The 17,612-nt window shown below is 73.7% G+C and carries 11 protein-coding genes; 8 read left to right on the top strand and 3 right to left on the bottom strand.

The window, feature by feature from the left end; genetic code table 11:
* Positions 1-17 precede the first annotated feature (17 nt).
* Entirely contained in the window at positions 18-2,177 is a 2,160-nt protein-coding gene (locus ACMA1D_RS24145; RefSeq protein WP_414726110.1) for a putative bifunctional diguanylate cyclase/phosphodiesterase, read from the top strand.
* 198 nt (positions 2,178-2,375) lie between these two features.
* Here ACMA1D_RS24145 and ACMA1D_RS24150 read toward each other — a convergent pair whose 3' ends face one another.
* Positions 2,376-2,753, bottom strand: coding sequence for a VOC family protein (locus ACMA1D_RS24150; protein WP_414726111.1), 378 nt, complete (start codon positions 2,751-2,753; stop codon positions 2,376-2,378).
* Between the two features lie 432 nt (positions 2,754-3,185).
* On the opposite strand from ACMA1D_RS24150, the gene ACMA1D_RS24155 reads away from it, so the two are divergent.
* The 5 genes from ACMA1D_RS24155 to gatB all read left to right on the top strand — a co-directional run bounded on the left by ACMA1D_RS24155 (position 3,186) and on the right by gatB (position 7,941).
* Positions 3,186-3,545, top strand: a complete 360-nt coding sequence (locus tag ACMA1D_RS24155; protein ID WP_414726222.1) for a winged helix-turn-helix transcriptional regulator — start codon at positions 3,186-3,188, stop codon at positions 3,543-3,545.
* Positions 3,546-4,267: 722 nt separating this feature from the next.
* Positions 4,268-4,564, top strand: coding sequence for an Asp-tRNA(Asn)/Glu-tRNA(Gln) amidotransferase subunit GatC (gene gatC / locus ACMA1D_RS24160; protein WP_187060759.1), 297 nt, complete (start codon positions 4,268-4,270; stop codon positions 4,562-4,564).
* A gap of 5 nt (positions 4,565-4,569) precedes the next feature.
* Entirely contained in the window at positions 4,570-6,072 is a 1,503-nt protein-coding gene (gene gatA / locus ACMA1D_RS24165) for an Asp-tRNA(Asn)/Glu-tRNA(Gln) amidotransferase subunit GatA (RefSeq protein ID WP_414726112.1), read from the top strand.
* 103 nt (positions 6,073-6,175) lie between these two features.
* The gene (locus tag ACMA1D_RS24170; RefSeq protein WP_414726113.1) at positions 6,176-6,418 is read left to right on the top strand and encodes a hypothetical protein; all 243 of its coding nucleotides are present in this window, start codon (positions 6,176-6,178) and stop codon (positions 6,416-6,418) included.
* A gap of 14 nt (positions 6,419-6,432) precedes the next feature.
* Positions 6,433-7,941 (top strand): Asp-tRNA(Asn)/Glu-tRNA(Gln) amidotransferase subunit GatB, encoded by a 1,509-nt coding sequence (gene gatB, locus ACMA1D_RS24175; RefSeq protein ID WP_414726114.1) that lies wholly within the window; start codon positions 6,433-6,435, stop codon positions 7,939-7,941.
* A gap of 320 nt (positions 7,942-8,261) precedes the next feature.
* Here the strand turns inward: gatB and ACMA1D_RS24180 are convergent, their stop codons facing one another.
* Entirely contained in the window at positions 8,262-9,545 is a 1,284-nt protein-coding gene (locus ACMA1D_RS24180; protein ID WP_414726115.1) for a hypothetical protein, read from the bottom strand.
* Between the two features lie 1,123 nt (positions 9,546-10,668).
* Positions 10,669-11,379 (bottom strand): SDR family NAD(P)-dependent oxidoreductase, encoded by a 711-nt coding sequence (locus ACMA1D_RS24185; RefSeq protein ID WP_414726116.1) that lies wholly within the window; start codon positions 11,377-11,379, stop codon positions 10,669-10,671.
* 722 nt (positions 11,380-12,101) lie between these two features.
* Here ACMA1D_RS24185 and ACMA1D_RS24190 point away from each other — a divergent pair.
* Together ACMA1D_RS24190 and ACMA1D_RS24195 are read left to right on the top strand one after the other, a co-directional pair.
* The gene (locus ACMA1D_RS24190; RefSeq protein WP_414726117.1) at positions 12,102-14,345 is read left to right on the top strand and encodes a phosphocholine-specific phospholipase C; all 2,244 of its coding nucleotides are present in this window, start codon (positions 12,102-12,104) and stop codon (positions 14,343-14,345) included.
* 363 nt (positions 14,346-14,708) lie between these two features.
* Complete coding sequence (locus tag ACMA1D_RS24195; RefSeq protein WP_414726118.1) at positions 14,709-17,204, top strand: MMPL family transporter; 2,496 nt, start codon at positions 14,709-14,711, stop codon at positions 17,202-17,204.
* Positions 17,205-17,612: the final 408 nt, after the last annotated feature.

Below are 17,612 nucleotides of genomic sequence, written 5' to 3' on the forward strand. Positions count from 1 at the left end.
CTGTGAGAGGGACGGGTATGAAACCGACCGACAGCGCCGCCCCAGTGTCGCGGCTGTGCCGGATCGCTCTGCCCGGATTACCGGTAGCGGTCGTCGCACTGGCCGCCATCGCGCTGGGGGTCGGCGTCTTCCGCGTACTGAGGACCGATACGGCGCTCTTCCCGAGCGGCACCGTCGGCTGGTCGCTCGCCGTGCTGACCGGGGCGATCGTCGGCCACCTGGTGGCGCTCGGGCGCGACCGCTGGTGGGGCGGCACCGGGTCCGGTGCCGCCCTGACCCTGGCCGCCCTGCTGCTGTACGGATGGCTGCCTGCGGTCGTCATCAGCCTGGCCGTCGTCGTCCTGGTCGGCGCGGCCCGGCGGCACCGCTGGCGACAGGCCCTGCTGCACGGCGCCGTGGACATCCTCGGCATCGGCGCCGCCGGCCTTGCCCTGGCGGCGCTCGGCACCATCCCCTCGGTGGAGCACCCCTGGCGCCCCGCCGCGTGGAACCTGTACGTCATCCCGCAGATCGCCCTGGTCGCCTTCGCCTACCTGCTGGTGACCCGGGCCCTGCACTGGTACACGATGGCCCCGCGCGGCGGCGGCCTGCGCACCGTCGTGCGGACCGCCATCGTCCGCCAGGCGCTGGTCGGCATCGCGCTGCTGGGGATCGCGCCGCTCATCGTCGTCGTCGGCGTGCACACCCCCATGCTGCTGCCGCTGTTCGCCGTGCCGCTGATAGCGCTGGACTCCACGCTGTGGATCGCCCGGGTGCGCGCCGAGGAGCAACTGCGCGACCCGCTCACCGGCCTGCCCAACCGCCAATGGCTCCTGGAGCGCACCTGGTCGGCGCTGGACGAGGCCGAGCGGGCCGGCACCCGGTCGGCCCTGGTCCTCATCGACCTCGACCGGTTCCGCTCCGTCAACGACACCCTGGGCCACCTCGCCGGCGACCGGCTGCTGTTGCAGATCGCCGAGCGGCTGCGGCTCGCGCTGCCGCGCGGCGCGGAGGTGGCGCGGCTCGGCGGCGACGAGTTCGCCGTACTGCTGCCCACCGCCGACTCCCTGACCAGCGCCCAGCGCGCCGCCCGCTCGCTGATCGCCGCTCTCGGCTCACCGCTCGACCTGGACGGGCTGACCCTGGTCCTGGAGGCCAGCGCCGGCGTCGCCGTCTTCCCCGACCACGCCATCGACGCGGAGGGCCTGCTGCGCCGCGCGGACGTCGCGATGTACCAGGCCAAGCGGGACCGCAGCGGCACGGAGGTGTACGAGGCGCGCCGCGACGGCAACACGCCCGACCGGCTCGGCCTCCTCGGTGACCTGCGCCGCGCCCTGGACGCCGGCGACGTGGAGCTGCACTACCAGCCCAAGGTCGGCTTCGACGGGCACGTCGCCGGGCTTGAGGCGCTGGTGCGCTGGGTGCACCCGGACCGAGGGAAGGTGCCACCGGACGAGTTCATCGCGATGGCCGAGAGCTCGGGCCTGATGCCGAAGCTGACGGAGTACGTGTTGGAGACGGCGCTCGGCCAGGTCGCCGAGTGGCGGGCGGCGGGCCTCGACGTGCCGGTCGCGGTGAACGTCTCCCCGCGCGACGTGCACACCCCCGGCTTCGCCGGCGCGGTCGCCGCCCGGCTGGCCAGGCACGGCGTGCCGCCGGGGGCGCTGCAACTGGAGATAACCGAGCACGTCCTGTTGGAGGACCCGCAGCGGGCCGCCGACACCATGGCCGGGCTGACCGGGCACGGGGTCAAGATGTCGCTGGACGACTTCGGCACCGGCTACTCCTCGCTGGTCCACCTGCGCCGGCTGCCGGTGAGCGAGTTGAAGATCGACCGGTCGTTCGTGGCCCGTCTGGTGGTGGACAACGAGGACGCGGAGATCGTCCGCTGCACCCTCGACCTCGCCCACTCGCTGGGGCTGCTGGTCGTCGCGGAGGGTGTGGAGGACGACGAGACCTGGGAGCGGCTGCGCGACCTGGGCTGCGACGCGGTGCAGGGGTGGCTGGTCGCCGCGGCGATGCCGCCCGAGGAGACGACGGCCTGGCTCAAGCTCCGGGGCAAGAGCGGCTGGCAGCGCGAGGCCGAGCGGGCCCAGGTGCGGCCGGCGCCGACGGCGGAACCTGTCGTGCCGGCGCCGGCCGAGGAGAAGGCTCCCGCCGCGACGGTGGGCAAGGAAGCGGACCAGCCGGTGACATAGCCGTCACATCGGTTGTTGCCGCAACGTTTTGCCTGGGGTCGGTGGCCGGGCAGGTCCACCGACCCCAGCGGCCGGCACCCGCAACGGTCCCACGCAGGGCCGGCCACGGGTCTGCTCACGGGCCCCGCCCCCGCCTGCCGCCCAGCGGCGCGTGCAGGGACGGGCAGGGGCGCCCCGGCCGGCGGGGCGGAGGCGTCGCTAGCGCGGGATGAGGCGCTCGACCAGTTCCGGGACCCACTCCACGTACTCGATCTCGGCTCCGTCGGCGTGGCGGGCGTAGAGGAAGCGTCCGGTGGGGCTGGGGGTGACGGGCGTGGTGAGCGTGGCACCGGCGGCGGCGAGGGTCGCCCGGCACGCGTCGAGGTCCGCGACGACCACGGTGGCCGAGGCGTGCGCGTACTTCGCACGCTCGTCGGCCGGCCCGGCGATGACGAGGAAGTCGCCTATGGCAGCCAGTTCGACGGCCTCGAAGCCGAGCCGCAGATCGGGTTCGGCGCCGGTCAACTCGCGCAACAGCGGCAGCGCGCGGTCGAGGTCGTCCGTCCACAGCCGGGCGTACGTCTTGAGGATGCTCATGGGTCTCCCCGTCCTGGTCGACCGCGCCCACGGCAGGTGGGCGACGGCGACCGTTCACGATCACGTGCGGTCGGTTGAAACGCTAGGGACGTATGTTCTGACGTGGAAGAACGCACTTTTTGGTGAGAGGGGCACGCCTTGGGAACCGAGTACGCCCGCGGCCCGGACCGCGGCGTCGGCAGCACCGCCCCCGCCCACAGTCACGCCCATCCGTGCGCCGACTTCACCCACGCCCAGCCGCGCACCGCCCCCGCCCACCCCGATGCCACCGAAGCCGACCGCACCCCCGTCGACTCCCGGCACGGCGGCCCCCTCCGCGCCGACCTCGCGCGCGTGGAGCCGAGGTGCGCCGACCGTCCGCAGGGCGATCCGGGGCACGGCGATCCGGGGTGCGGCGATCCGGGGCGCGGCGATCCGCACCGGGCCGGCTCGCTGGCGCGCGAGATCTTGGGCGCGGTGGCCAACAAGTGGGCGCTACTGGTCATCAACGCGCTGGGCGAGCGGACGCTGCGCTTCACCGAGGTGCACGCCGAGGTGGACGGCATCAGCCACAAGATGCTCACCCAGACCCTGCGCCACCTGGAACGCGACGGCGTGGTGCACCGGACGGTGTACCCGTCGGTGCCGCCCCGGGTGGAGTACCGGCTCACCGCGCCAGGCCAGGCGCTGCGGGCGACGGTCAACGGCATGTGCGCCTGGACCCGCCACTACCTGGACGAGATCGAAACGGCGCGCCACCGTTTCGACGCCGGACCCGGCCCGGAGCAGGGTGCCCGCACGGCGACGGGCTGATGCACGGCCGGGGCGGCGTGTGCCGTGCTCCTCTGCGCCCCGTACGGTGCGAGGCTTCCGTGCTCCGTACGGTGCGAGGCTTCCGTGCTCCGTACGGTGCGAGGCTTCCGTGCCCCGTGCCCCGTGCCCCGTGCCCCGTGGCTCCGTGCCCCGTGGGACCCGTACGGCCGACTGCGAGCCGCCCGTGCTCCGCGCCCCATACGCGCAGCCCCGTGCTCCGTGCGGCGAGGCGCCCCGCGCCCCATACGGTCCGCAATCCCGCCCCTGGGGTGATCGCCCCGCCCACCGTTGCCTGGTCGTCGCGCGCGCCCGCGCGCGCAGGTCCCGTGCCCCGTACGAGGCAGAGCTACCCCACTCCGTCGTGCCCGGTCCCCACCCGTCTCCGGGGGCAGCCGCAAGGCCCGGCCCCGCCCCGTACGGCCCCCGTACGCGTGCCCACGCCCACCGCTCGCGCAGTCGCCCGTTCCGGGGCTGACGCGGTCGTGAGGGGGGCCGCGCGGGTGGGGCGGCGGGAAGCGCTTCGTCGGGGGCGGGGCGTGGCGCATAGGATTGGGCGGGCGTCACGGCTCGGCGTGCGGGGCGCTCTCGGCCCCGTACCGCTGGTTCCGGCCCGCGATGCCGGCCCGGACCCGAGTCGGAACCCGGACGCCGCAGACCCACGAACCCAGCCAAGCCAAGAACCGAAGCCCAGAACCCAAGCCAAGAACCCAGAGGATCGCTGCATGCCTGGCATCACGCGCGAGGAGGTCGCCCACCTCGCTCGGCTGTCGCGTCTTGAGCTGAAGGACGAAGAGCTCGACCACTTCGCCGAACAGCTCGACGTGATCATCGGCGCGGTCGCCCGCGTTTCCGATGTCGCCTCCGAGGACGTCCCCCCGACCTCCCACCCGCTGCCGCTGACCAACGTCATGCGGCCGGACGAGGTCCGCCCGTCGCTGACCCCGCAGGAGGCGCTGTCCGGCGCCCCGGCGCAGGAGCAGCAGCGTTTCAAGGTTCCGCAGATCCTGGGGGAGGAGTGACCGCCGTGCCGGGTACCACCGAATTGATCAAGCTCACGGCGGCCGAGACCGCCGCCAAGATCGCCGCGGGCGAGGTGACCGCGGTGCAGGTCACCGAGGCCCACCTGGCCCGGATCGCCGCGGTCGACGAGAAGGTGCACGCCTTCCTGCACGTGGACCGCGAGGGCGCGCTCGCCCAGGCCCGCGCCGTGGACGAGAAGCGTGCCCGGGGCGAGGAGTTGGGCCCGCTCGCCGGCGTGCCGCTGGCGCTGAAGGACATCTTCACCACCAAGGGCGTGCCGACCACCGTCGGTTCCAAGATCCTTGAGGGCTGGATCCCGCCGTACGACGCCACGCTCACGCAGCGGCTGAAGGCCGCCGACGTGGTCATCCTCGGCAAGACCAACATGGACGAGTTCGCCATGGGCTCGTCCACCGAGAACAGCGCGTACGGGCCGACCGGCAACCCGTGGGACCTGACCCGCATCCCCGGCGGCTCCGGTGGCGGCTCGTCCGCCGCGCTCGCCTCGTACCAGGCGCCGCTCGCGATCGGCACCGACACCGGTGGTTCGATCCGGCAGCCCGCGGCCGTCACCGGCACCGTCGGCGTCAAGCCGACCTACGGCGCCGTCTCGCGCTACGGCATGGTGGCCTTCTCCTCCTCGCTCGACCAGGGCGGCCCGTGCGCCCGTACGGTGCTGGACGCCGCCCTGCTGCACGAGGTCATCGCCGGCCACGACCCGCTGGACTCCACCTCCATCGACGCCCCGGTGCCGTCCGTGGTGGCGGCTGCCCGCGAGGCGGACGTGCGCGGGCTGCGCGTGGGCGTGGTGAAGGAGTTCGGCGGCGAGGGCTACCAGGCCGGCGTGATGCAGCGCTTCAACGAGTCCGTGGAGCTGCTGCGCGAACTCGGTGCCGAGGTCGTCGAGGTCTCCTGCCCGTCCTTCGACCGGGCGCTGGCCGCGTACTACCTGATCGCGCCCTCCGAGTGCTCCTCCAACCTGGCCCGCTTCGATGCCATGCGCTACGGCCTGCGCGTCGGTGACGACGGGACCCGCTCGGCCGAGGACGTCACCGCGCTGACCCGCGAGGCCGGCTTCGGCGACGAGGTCAAGCGCCGCATCATGCTCGGCACCTACGCCCTCTCATCGGGCTACTACGACGCGTACTACGGCTCCGCGCAGAAGGTCCGTACGCTCATCACGCGCGACTTCGAGCGCGCCTTCGCCACCGTCGACGTGCTGGTCTCGCCGACCACGCCGACCACCGCCTTCCCGATCGGGGAGCGCGCGGACGACCCGATGGCGATGTACCTGGCCGACCTGTGCACCATCCCGGCCAACCTGGCGGGGAACGCCGCCATGTCGCTGCCCTGCGGCCTCGCGCCGGAGGACGGGCTGCCGGTCGGGCTCCAGATCATCGCGCCCGCCATGGCCGACGACCGGCTCTACCGGGTCGGCGCGGCCGTCGAGGCGGCGTTCGTCGAGCGCTGGGGCCACCGTCTGCTGGAGGAGGCGCCGTCGTTGTGAGCGCCAACCCCGTGAGTGTCGCGCGCACGCCCGCCGGGCCGCGCCCGACTACGACATCCGCCCCGCTGCACCCTGCGGGCGGGGAAGCGAAGAGGAGCAGCCTGTGAGTGGCAAGCTGGAGAAGGCCAAGGGGTTCAAGAAGTCCAAGCCCGGCCTCTACCTTTCCATCGGTACGACGCTGTTCGGCGCGGTGAGCGTCATCAAGCAGGGCAAGAAGGCCCGCGTCGACAACGACACGCTGCAACTCGTGGACGCCGTGGTCTCCGCCGCGGCCATCGCCACCGGTGTCGCCCTGCTCTTCCGTGAGCTCAAGCGGCTCGGCGACGACGACGTCCTGCTGGGCTGAGAGGTTAGTTTTCCGTGACCGTCACTGAACTGGTGTCGTACGAGGACGCGCTGGCCACCTACGACCCCGTCATGGGGCTTGAGGTGCACGTGGAACTCGGCACCAAGACCAAGATGTTCTGCGGGTGCTCCACCACCCTGGGTGCCGAGCCGAACGCGCAGACCTGCCCCACCTGTCTCGGCCTGCCCGGCTCGCTGCCGGTGGTCAACGCCGTCGGCGTCGAGTCCGCCATCAAGATCGGCCTCGCCCTGCACTGCGAGATCGCCGAATGGTGCCGCTTTGCCCGGAAGAACTACTTCTATCCGGACATGCCGAAGAACTTCCAGACCTCGCAGTACGACGAGCCGATCGCCTTCAACGGCTACCTGGACGTCCAACTGGAGGACGGGGAGGTCTTCCGGGTCGAGATCGAGCGCGCCCACATGGAGGAGGACACCGGCAAGTCCACCCACGTGGGCGGCGCCACCGGCCGCATCCACGGCGCCTCGCACTCGCTGCTCGACTACAACCGGGCCGGCATCCCGCTCATCGAGATCGTCACCAAGCCGATCGTCGGAGCGGGCGAGCGCGCGCCCGAGGTCGCCAAGGCGTACGTCGCCGAGCTGCGCGAGCTGATCAAGGCGCTCGGCGTCTCCGAGGCCCGGATGGAAATGGGCCAGATGCGGTGTGACGTCAACCTCTCGCTGCGCCCCAAGGGCGTCGAGAAGTTCGGCACCCGCTCGGAGACCAAGAACGTCAACTCGCTGCGCTCCGTCGAGCGCGCCGCCCGCTTCGAGATCCAGCGGCACGCCGCGGTGCTCTCCGGCGGCGGCACGATCGTGCAGGAGACCCGCCACTTCCACGAGGAGGACGGGTCCACCACGGCCGGCCGGATCAAGGAGGAGGCCGAGGACTACCGGTACTTCCCCGAGCCCGACCTGGTGCCGGTGGCGCCGGCCCGCGAGTGGGTCGAGGAGCTGCGCGCCGGCCTGCCCGAGCTGCCGCGGGTGCGCCGCAACCGGCTGCGCGAGGAGTGGGGCATCTCCGAGCACGAGATGCAGTCGGTCCTCAACGCGGGCGTCATCGACCTGATCACCGCCACCATCGAGGCGGGTGCCGACGCGGCGTCGGCCCGCAAGTGGTGGATGGGCGAGCTGGCCCGGCGTGCCAACGAGGACGGCATCGACCCGGCCGCGCTGCCGATCACCCCGGCCCAGGTGGCCCGGGTCGCGGCGCTGGTCGCCGAGGGCGCGCTCAACGACAAGCTGGCCCGCCAGGTCATCGAGGGCGTGCTCGCGGGCGAGGGCGACCCGGACGCGGTCGTCGACAAGCGCGGCCTGAAGGTCGTCTCCGACGAGGGCGCGCTCGGCACCGCCGTGGACGAGGCCATCGCCGCCAACGCGGCCATCGCCGACAAGATCCGCGGTGGCAAGGTCGCCGCGGCGGGCGCGCTGGTGGGCGCCGTCATGAAGGCCACCCGCGGCCAGGCGGACGCGGCCCGGGTGCGCGAACTGATCCTGGAGCGGCTCGGCGTGACGGAGTAGCAACCGCCGCTGCCTGCGGGTGGCGTCCCGGATGCCTGTGTACGAGTGGCCCCGTCCTGGTGGACGGGGCCACTCGTGGTTCACGGGCCGTGCGTACGGGGCTGTGCGTACGGGTCGCTTCGCGCGCGAGGGCGTACGGGGCCGTGCGGTACGGGGCGGCACCGCGCGCGGGAGCGATAGGGGCGGCTTCGCGCGCGAGGGCGTACGCGTGGTGGTGGGCTCCGGGGTGGCCACCGGCCGGGCCGCTTCGCGCGCGGGTGCGTACGGCGCGCCGGGCGTGGCCCCGTGGCGCACCGACGCGGGCGGCCCGACGGGGCCCGCTACGGCACGCCGATGACGATCGCGAGCGGGCCGTTGCGCTCCGTCGGCTCGTCCGGGTCGCTGATGAGCTCCTGGCCCAGGTACAGCCGCCCGCGCGCGTAGTGGACCTGGCCGCCGGCCTCGAACGACGCCTCGGTGTCCCGTCCTTCGGGACCGTTGCGCAACAGCGGGGTCTTGCGGTGGCTGCGCGGGTCGATCCGCCAGACGGCGCCGCCGTCACCGCCCAGCGTCGTCTCCTGGTAGGCGAGGACGGAACCGTCCGCGTCCAGCCCCAGGACGCGCAGGTTCGCGTCGGGGGAGCCGGGCGTGCGCCCGGCCTCCTTGCCGGTACCGAGGGCGAGGGCGACGACCTCGTTCCTGGTGGCGGCGTCCACGTCCTGCTCCGTGGCGAGGAAGGCCGCGTCCGCGCCCTTGCTCACGGCCAGCCCCGTACAGCTCTCCACGACCGACGGCTGGCAGTCCACCTCGTACCGGTCGCCGCCCACCCCGATCGTGCTGCGCACGGTGGCGCGGGCGGCGCCGTCGTCGATGGCCAGCAGGTCGGTGACGCCGGTGGACTGCTTTCGCTCGTCCTCGATGCCGAGGACGAGCGGAGCGGTGGAGAGCACGTGCAGGTACTCGATGCCCTTGGCCACCTGGTACGTGGAGCGGACCTGCCGGGTCTTCGGGTCGAGCGTCTGAACGTCGACGGTGGGCGTGGAGATGTCGCCGCAGTGGCGCACCGCGACCAGTCCCGCCCCGCCGCCGTACCCCACGTCGCGGCACTCCGCGTCCTCCTCCGGCTTCCACAGCGCTGCCCCGTCGAGCGACCAGGCGGCCCCGCCGTCGGAGCCGCCCGCCGCGACGGTGCCGCCGCCCACGGTCACCTCGTCGAACATCACCCGGTGCCCGTACTCGCCGGTGACCTCGTGCTGCCAACGCAGGGTGCCCTGCCGCAGGTCGAGCAGCCCGATCTGCGTGCAGACCGGATTGTCCCGATCGCCGCCGTGGAACAGCACCGGGGTCAGCCCATCGGGCGTGACGTGCGGCGTGGTCCAACATATTTCGCCGCCCAATGATATTTCCCATTGCGCGGCGCCGCCCGCCAGTGGATATCCGGTGACCTTTTTGACGCCGGCCTTCACGAAGTGCCGGTCGGTCGTCCACAGGCCCTCCACCCTTACCGGGTCTTTCCCCACCTTCGGTGTCGGAATCTCGCTGAGAATACGGGCCTGCGGGGTCTTCTCCCCGTCGGCACCGGAAGAGGTGTCACCACTGGCGGCGAACCATATGCCACCGGCCACGAGTGCGATCGCGGCCAGGGCCCCGATGACGAGGGAGGCCGTACGGTTCCTGCGCCGCCGCCCGCCGCGACCTGTCCGGCCTTCGCCGCTGCCGAGGGGGTCGCCGGGGGCGCCCGCCGGGGCCGGAGTGGCGCCGGGATACGGAGCCGCGCTCGGGTACGGGGCTGCGCCCGGGGGCGGGGCGGCCGGGCCGGAGTACGGGGCTGCACCCGGGGGCGTGGCTGCGCCGGGCGGGGCTGCGTACGGGGCGTCGGGGTGCGGCGGCCCGGGCGGTGGCGGGTACCCGTAGCCGGCCGGCGGCTGTGGCGGCGGGCCCGGCGGAGGGGGCGGCTGGGTCATGGGTGTTCCCCTAGGTCGGACACGGTGTGCCGTACGCATTCCCCCCGCATGACCAGGGGCGGCCTGAAAACCCCAGGAAAAGAAGCGAATCGGAAAGGGTGTCCGTTATTTCTCGGTCAACTGGCAGTGCAATTGCGGGATTTCTTTCTACCATCCGCGACTGACAATGCCCGAAGCGCGCGAGCCGGGTTCGGGGGAATCGGGAGTAGTGGAGCCTCTTTCGGATGTTTTCGGAACGCCAGCGACAACGTTTTCTCGTTCTTGTATGGGAGTTAGGGGGGGCTCACGGGATAGGGGAGGGGGCGGAAGTAGAGGAGTGTGGGAAATGGGAAAAAGAGAAAAAGGGGGAAGGGGGAGGGAAAAGAGGGAAGGGGCGCGTATGGGGGAGTCGGCCGGGCGCCCTGCGCCGCCCCGCCCGCCGCCCTGCGCTCCGGGGCGTGGGGCGGGCGCTTGCGCGCCGCAGGGGAACTCTGTGGTTGCCCGATGGGCAACTGCCCTGGTGTGCCTTGGGTGGCGGCGCCGCTCGCCCATCTGCCGCGACCGGCTGCGGTCCCCCTGGGGCGGGGGTTGCCGGTCGGCTGGCTCGGCGGCCCGGGGCGGCTGGGCCGGTGGTCGGTCGCCGTACGTCGGGCCCCGTCCCGCCACCGTGGGGCCCGGCCGGGGCGGCTGCGCGCGTACGGGAGCCCGGGCGGGCGAGGCCGGCCGCTGCGCGCGGGCGTCGGCGTGGGCGTGGCGCAGTACGGGGCGGGCGAGGACGGGGCGGTACGGAGCCGGTTGGTGGGGCTCAGCCGTTGCGCTGTCCGCCGAAGAGCACGTCGTGCTCCCAGGCGTGCCGGGGCTGACGGTGCAGCCGCCAGTACTGTTCGGCGATGTCGTCCGGGTCGAACTCCGTGCCGGGGGCGACGGGGCCGTCCACGGTGACGGCCGCCACGTGGACGCCGGTCGGCCCGTACTCCTGGTCGAGCAGGGAGACCAGCGTCCGGACGCCGGACTTGCCGAGGGAGAGGCTGACGTAGTCCGGCTTGGGATGCGGCATCCCGCTGGTGATGAGGAACGTGCCGGTGCCGCGTTCCGCCATGGCCGGGAGGACCCGGGCTGCGGTGGTGTGCGCGCCCACCACGTTGACCGCCCAGGCGTCGAGGTGGCCGCGGGCGCTGAGGCCGCCGATGCGGTCCGGCCGGACGACGGCGGCGTTGTAGACGGCGACGTCCGGCACCCCGAACCGGTCGGCCGCCGCGTCCAACGCCGCCCTGAGGCCGTCCTCATCGGTCACGTCGGCCGGGAACGAGGCCACCTCGGTGCTGTCGCCGGCACTGCCACCGGCATCGGCACCGTCGTCCGGCGCCGTACCGGCGGACCGCACTGCCTCCGCCACCCCGGACAGCGACGCCTGCGAGCGCGCGATCAGCGCCACCGGCATCCCCGCCCGCGCGAAGCGCCGCGCCACCGCCTGTCCGATCCCCGGCCCCGCCCCCACCACAACTGCACCAGCCACGACGCATCTCCCTTCCCATCACGAACGAGTACGCCGCGACGGTAGGGGTTGACACCGATGTGAAGGTCAACCGATGGGGCCGCCGACGGCCTGCGGTTCACGTCACCTTGGCGCGGGCGCGGGCGCGGGGCGCGGGGCGTACGGGCTCAGGGGCGGGGGGTGACGCGGGCGCGAGGGCAGGGAGCCGTACGGCTCGGCGACGGGCCGAGCCATCCTCCCGCCGGAGCACGGAGCACGGAGCACGGAGCACGGAGCACGGAGCACGGAGCACGGAGCCGCGGGCCCGCGGGGCTGGGGGCAGAGCGCGGAGCCTCGTGGGGGGAGAGGGAACGGAGCGGAGCTCGCCCTCGCTCGACGGCACGGGGCGCGAAGCGTGAGGCGCGGAATGGCTGAGCCTCGCGCGCGGGGTGTGGAGAACGGGGCAGGCTCCACCTTCGCCCGGTGGCACGGAGTAGGGCGCCAACACATGCCCCGCCCCGCGGTACGGGCACGGAGCGCAAGCCCCCGCCCCGCCCTCGGCCCACTCCGCCCCCCTGGGCCCCGGCGGAGCCGGCCCCACGCCGGGCCCCCAGGGAGCCGGCCCCGCCCCGCCTCGTTCACCCGGGCGACATGTCGCTCCCCACCGGCTGCCACGCGGCTGCCGTACGGTCCCGACCACCCGGCCGCCCAGGGCGGGGGTAGAGCGGCGGGTAGAGCGTTGGCCATCGATCGGGAGGAAGAGCGTGGCATCCGAGATTTCGCGTAGGCGGGCGCTGGCACTGGGCGCGGGTGGCGCGGGGCTCGCGGCGGCGGGGTCGCTGCTGCCGCCCTCGCTCCAACAGGCGGTGGCCAACCAGGCGGCCGAGTACGGGGCGGAGCGGCACCACGGCGGCGGGCTGCGGGACGTCCGGCACGTCGTGGTGCTCATGCAGGAGAACCGTTCGTTCGACCACTACTTCGGCATGCTGCGCGGCGTGCGCGGCTTCGGCGACCGGAACGCCATCGAACTGCCCGGCGGTAACAGCGTCTTCGAGCAGCCGGGGGCGCTCGGGGCGGGCACCGTGCTGCCGTTCGGCGTCCGGGCAGCCGCCGCGGCGCAGCAGAAGGAACTCCAGTACATCGGCGACCTCGACCACAGTTGGCAGGGCGGCGCGAAGGCGTGGCGCGGCGGCTGGATGGACGGCTGGGTCACCGCGAAGACCGCCGCGACCATGGCGTACTACGACAGGTCGGACATTCCGCTGCACTACGAGCTGGCCGACACCTTCACGGTCTGCGACGCGTACCACTCCTCCATCCACTCCTCCACCAGCCCCAACCGCAACCACCTGGTCAGCGGCTGGACCGGCTTCGAGCCCGGGGGCGCCCGCGCCGTGGGCAACGATGCCTACGACGAGGACACCCACCCCGGTTACGCCTGGCCCACCTACGCCGAGCGGCTTGAAGAGGCCGGCCATTCCTGGCGCGTCTACCAGGAATGGGACAACTTCACCGACAACAACCTGGAGTTCTACGCGAGCTTCAAGGCGGTCGGGCGCAAGGCGCTGGCCAAGGTCGACGGCGTGCAGAACATGACCGCCTACTACGAGAAGCTCGGCGCCGCCGACGCCGCCGGCCGGCAGCGCCTGACGGGCCTGCTCGACGAGGGCCTGCGGAGCCTGAGCGCCGCGGAGCGCAGCCTGTTCGAGCGGGCGCTGCGGCGCGGCGAGCCGGGGAGCACGGCCACCGCCTTCGCCGCGGACGTGGCCGCCGGCAAGCTGCCGAAGGTCTCCTACATCGTGCCGTCGGCCGCCGACTCCGAGCACCCCGGTGCCTCGTCGCCGATCGCCAGCGCCACGCTCGTCTACAAGATCCTCGACGCCCTCGGCAACAACCCCGAGGTGTGGCGGCACACCGCGCTCTTCCTCACGTACGACGAGAACGACGGCTTCTACGACCACGTGCCGCCGCCGGTGCCGCCGGCCGGGACGGAGGGCGAGTTCTGGCAGGGGAAGCCGACGGGGCTCGGCATCCGGGTGCCGATGCTGGTGATCTCGCCGTGGACGGTGGGCGGCTACGCCTGCTCGGAGGTGTTCGACCACACCTCCATCGTCCGGTTCATGGAGCGCTGGCTCGGCGTGCACGAGCCCAACATCGGGGCCTGGCGGCGCACCGTCTGTGGTGACCTGACCTCCGCCTTCGACTTCACCCGGCGGCGCGGACTGCCGGCCGTCGAGCAGCCGGGGCCGATCCCGCCGTTCGAAGGGCGCTGGCGCCCCGCGCCGCCGGCCGACCAGCGACTGCCGCGGCCCGAACGGGGCGCGCGGCCGGCCCGCCCGCTGCCGTACGCGCCCGACGCGGACGGCCGCCTGGACGCGCAAGCCGGCGTGTTCAAGCTGGCGCTGCGCAACGCCGGCCGCGCCAGCGCACACCTGGCGCTGTACCCGTACGCCGACGAGTACGCGACGCCGCAACACCGCGACCTGCCCGGCGCCGGCCGGCGGCCCTACGGGGCCGAGGCGACGGAGCCGGGCGGAGCGACGGAGCACCGGGCCGACGGGGCGGAGAACGGGGCGCAGGAGGCCGCCGGACACGGCTCCGGCCGGCCCGGGCGGGACGAGTCCTGGGAGGTGCCGGTCAAGAACGGTGCGTACCGGTTCACGCTCACCGGCCCGAACGGCTTCCGCCGCGAGTTCGCCGGCACCGCCCGGGGCGCCGCCGCGGGCACCGCCGTCCGCAGCCGCACCGACGCCCGGCGGCGCGAGCTCCACCTCACGCTGGAGAACACCGGCAGGACGGCGCTGACGTTCACGCTCAAGCCGCTGGCCTACGCGGGCGCGGGCGCGCGTACCGTCACCGTCGCACCGGGCCGCACCCGCACCGTGCCGTTCCCGGCCGCCCGCGCGCACGGCTGGTACGACCTGGAGCTCACCGTCGCCCAGGACGCCTCCTTCCGGCGCCGGCTGATGGGCCACATCGAGAACGGGGCGGAGTCCGTCACGGGCTGAGTCCCACACTGCCGCTGCCGCTTCACCGTTACGGCCGCAGCCGCAGCCGCAGCCGCAGCCGCAGCCGCAGCCATCGCCCGGGCCCGGGCCACACCCCCTGGGCCCGGGTCGGCCGCAGCCGGGCTCACAACGCCAGCGGCCCCACCAGAGCCAGGTGAACCGGAAAGACGGGAACACTTGTGGGGTAACCCACAAACCGGTCAAAGGATCTCCATCGGGTGTCACAGTGCTGCACGGGACCCGCCGCTCCTTCGTCGGCAGGCGGCGGGTCCCACGCGTTCCCGTCCGTACCTTCGCGCACGCTCGGCAACTCCGTCCCCCAGGCGAAGAGCGGTGCCCAAAACCGGAAGCGATCAGCACTCCATGGCCGCACTCGCCCGGTGGTGCCTCAACCGCCGTCTCGTCGTCATCGCGCTCTGGCTGGCCGTGCTCGCCGGCACCGCAGCGGCTGCGGCCGTGGCCGGCAGCGCGTACTCCAACGACTACGACGTGCCCGGTACGGAGTCGGCGAAGGCCGCCGCGCTGACCGCCGAGGCGTTCCCCGGCCAGGCCGGTGACAGCGACCGCATCGTGTGGCACACGGGGCCGGGCCGCGAACCCGTCCACGCGGCCACCGTCGAAGCCCGCATGACCGCGGCGCTGGACCGGATCGCCGAGCTGCCGGGGGTCGCCGCGGTCGGCAGTCCGTACCAGGGCCCCGACGGGGCCCGCCAGATCAGCCCCGACGGGCACACCGCGTACGCCACCGTCACCTTCGAGCGCCCCGCCGACGACCTGCCGGCGAGCCAGCCGCGCGCCGTCGTCGACGCGGCCAGGTCCGCCGCCGGCGACGGGCTCCAGGTCGAGGCCGGCGGCAGCGCCATCGCGCTCACCGAGAAGCCCGCCACCCACCTGAGCGAACTGATCGGCATCGCCGTGGCCGCAGTGGTGCTCTTCGTCGCCTTCGGCTCGTTCGCGGCCAGCCTGCTGCCCATCGTCACGGCCGTGGTCGCGGTGGGCACCGCCACGCTCGGCATCACCCTGCTCGGCCACGTCATGACCGTCGCCGACTTCGCCCCGATGCTCGGCATGCTGATCGGTCTGGGCGTCGGCATCGACTACGCCCTGTTCATCGTCACTCGGCACCGCAAGGGGCTACGGGCCGGGCTGTCCGTGCCCGAGGCGGCCGAACGCGCGGTGGCCACCACGGGGCGCGCCGTCGTCTTCGCCGGCGGCACCGTCTGTGTCGCCCTCCTCGGCATGCTGATCCTGCGGCTGAGCTTCCTGAACGGCGTCGCCATCGCCGCCTCGCTGACCGTGGTGCTGACCGTCGCGGCCTCGGTCACCCTGCTCCCGGCCCTCCTCGGCGTGATCGGCCACCGGGCGCTGGGCCGCCGCGAACGGCGCCGGCTCGCCGCCGGCCGACCACAGCCCGAACGGCCCACCGGGCTCGCCGTCCGCTGGTCCGGCTTCGTCGAGCGCCATCCGCGGCTCCTCGGCGGGCTGGCAGCGGCCGTCATGCTCGTCCTGGCCCTGCCCACCCTCTCGCTCCACCTCGGCACGTCCGACCAGGGCAACAACCCACTGAGCAGCACCACCCGCAAGGCATACGACCTGCTCGCCGGCGAGGGCCCGCACGGGGCCGAAGGACGGGGCGGAGGAGCGGCCGGGGTAGAGGGCGCCGGCAGCGGCTTCGGGCCCGGCGCCAACGGGCCCCTCACCCTCGTCGCCCACCTCGACGGCGCCGCCGACCGGGTGGCGCTCAACCGCCTGGAGGACACCCTCCGCCACACCGACGGCGTCGCCTCCGTACAGGGCCCGGCCGGCGACACGGCGCAGGCGCACAGCACGGACACCGGCGTGATCACCGTCATCCCCGAGACCGCCCCGCAGTCCCGGCAGACCAGCGAACTGGTCGACCGGCTGCGCAACGAGATCATTCCGGCGGCCGAACGGGGCACCTCGCTCGACGTGTACGTGGGCGGCATCACCGCCGGTTACGACGACTTCGCCGAGGTGATCGTCGGCAAGCTGCCGCTGTTCGTCGGGGTCGTCATCGGCCTCGGTTGCCTCCTGCTGCTCCTGGCCTTCCGCAGCGTCGGCATCCCGCTCAAGGCCGCGGTCATGAACATCGCCGCCGTGGCCTCCTCCTTCGGCGTCGTCGTCGCCGTCTTCCAGTGGGGCTGGGGCAGCGAACTGCTCGACCTGGGCAGCGCCGGCCCGATCGAACCCTTCCTGCCGGTGATCATGATCTCGGTGCTGTTCGGCCTGTCGATGGACTACCAGGTGTTCCTGGTCAGTCGGATGTACGAGGAGTGGCTGGAAACCGGCGACAACTGCCGCGCCGTACGGGTCGGCTTGGCCGAAACCAGCCAGGTCATCAACTCCGCTGCGGTGATCATGATCGCGGTCTTCGCCGCCTTCGTCCTGAGCGGTGACCGCATCATCGCCATGTTCGGCATCGGCCTGGCCGTCGCGGTGGCGCTGGACGCCTTCGTGCTCCGTACGCTCCTAGTCCCCGCCCTGATGCACCTGTTGGGCGGCGCCAACTGGTGGCTGCCCGGCTGGCTCGACCGCCGGCTGCCCCGGCTCAGCATCGAGCCGCCCGAGCGCGACCTCGCCACGCCCCACCCGGCGCCGCAGCCGGCACCCCGCGACCTCGTCCTGGCGGGCGCCGCTCACCCGGGCCCATCGGACGACCCCGGCCGCGCCGGGGCACAGCCCGCACCAGCCGTCTCCGCCCCATCTGCTTCCGCCCCGTCCTCACCCTCGCGCGTCCGCGCGCGCGAGGCGGCCCCCGTACTGCCCCAGACGGCGCACCCCACCAACGCCGCCCTCCTCCCACCACAACGCGACACGGAGCAACGCCCCTCGGCCTGATCCCGCGCGGTGGCCGCCGCCCGACCCCGCTCCGCGCGGCCCGGTCCCCGCGGCCTGCGCCGCGATGGTGGCGGCCCCGTGCCGCGGCTTCGTACGGAGCCGGCGGCGACCCCGTGTTGCGGCTCCGCGCCGCGGCCCGCCGGCTGGGGCTGGGGCTGGGGCGCGGAGCCCGGGTACGGCAGCACGGGTACGGGACCGGCGCGGGCGTGGCGGCGTTGCGCGTTCTGCCGCCGCGCCGCGCCGTGCGCTCCGTGGCGCACCCGCGCGGGGCCCGCCCGCCGCTGGCCGTGCCCGCAGCCGGAGCACACCGGCCGCGCGGAGGTCCTGGCCGGGTGCGATGCGGCTGCGTTGCGCGCTCCATCGCTGCGCCCTGCCGTGCGCTCCGTGGCGCACCCGCGCCGAGCGCCC

Origin of the sequence: Streptomyces sp. 796.1, from assembly GCF_047525675.1 — a bacterium.
In the GTDB taxonomy this organism is placed as follows: domain Bacteria; phylum Actinomycetota; class Actinomycetes; order Streptomycetales; family Streptomycetaceae; genus Streptomyces.

Excerpts from the sequence above, each read along its gene's own strand:
- ACMA1D_RS24195 (WP_414726118.1), top strand. The coding sequence starts at position 14,709 with ATGGCCGCACTCGCCCGGTGGTGCCTCAACCGCCGTCTCGTCGTCATC.
- ACMA1D_RS24145 (WP_414726110.1), top strand. The coding sequence starts at position 18 with ATGAAACCGACCGACAGCGCCGCCCCAGTGTCGCGGCTGTGCCGGATC.
- gatC (WP_187060759.1), top strand. The coding sequence starts at position 4,268 with ATGCCTGGCATCACGCGCGAGGAGGTCGCCCACCTCGCTCGGCTGTCG.
- ACMA1D_RS24150 (WP_414726111.1), bottom strand. The coding sequence starts at position 2,753 with ATGAGCATCCTCAAGACGTACGCCCGGCTGTGGACGGACGACCTCGAC.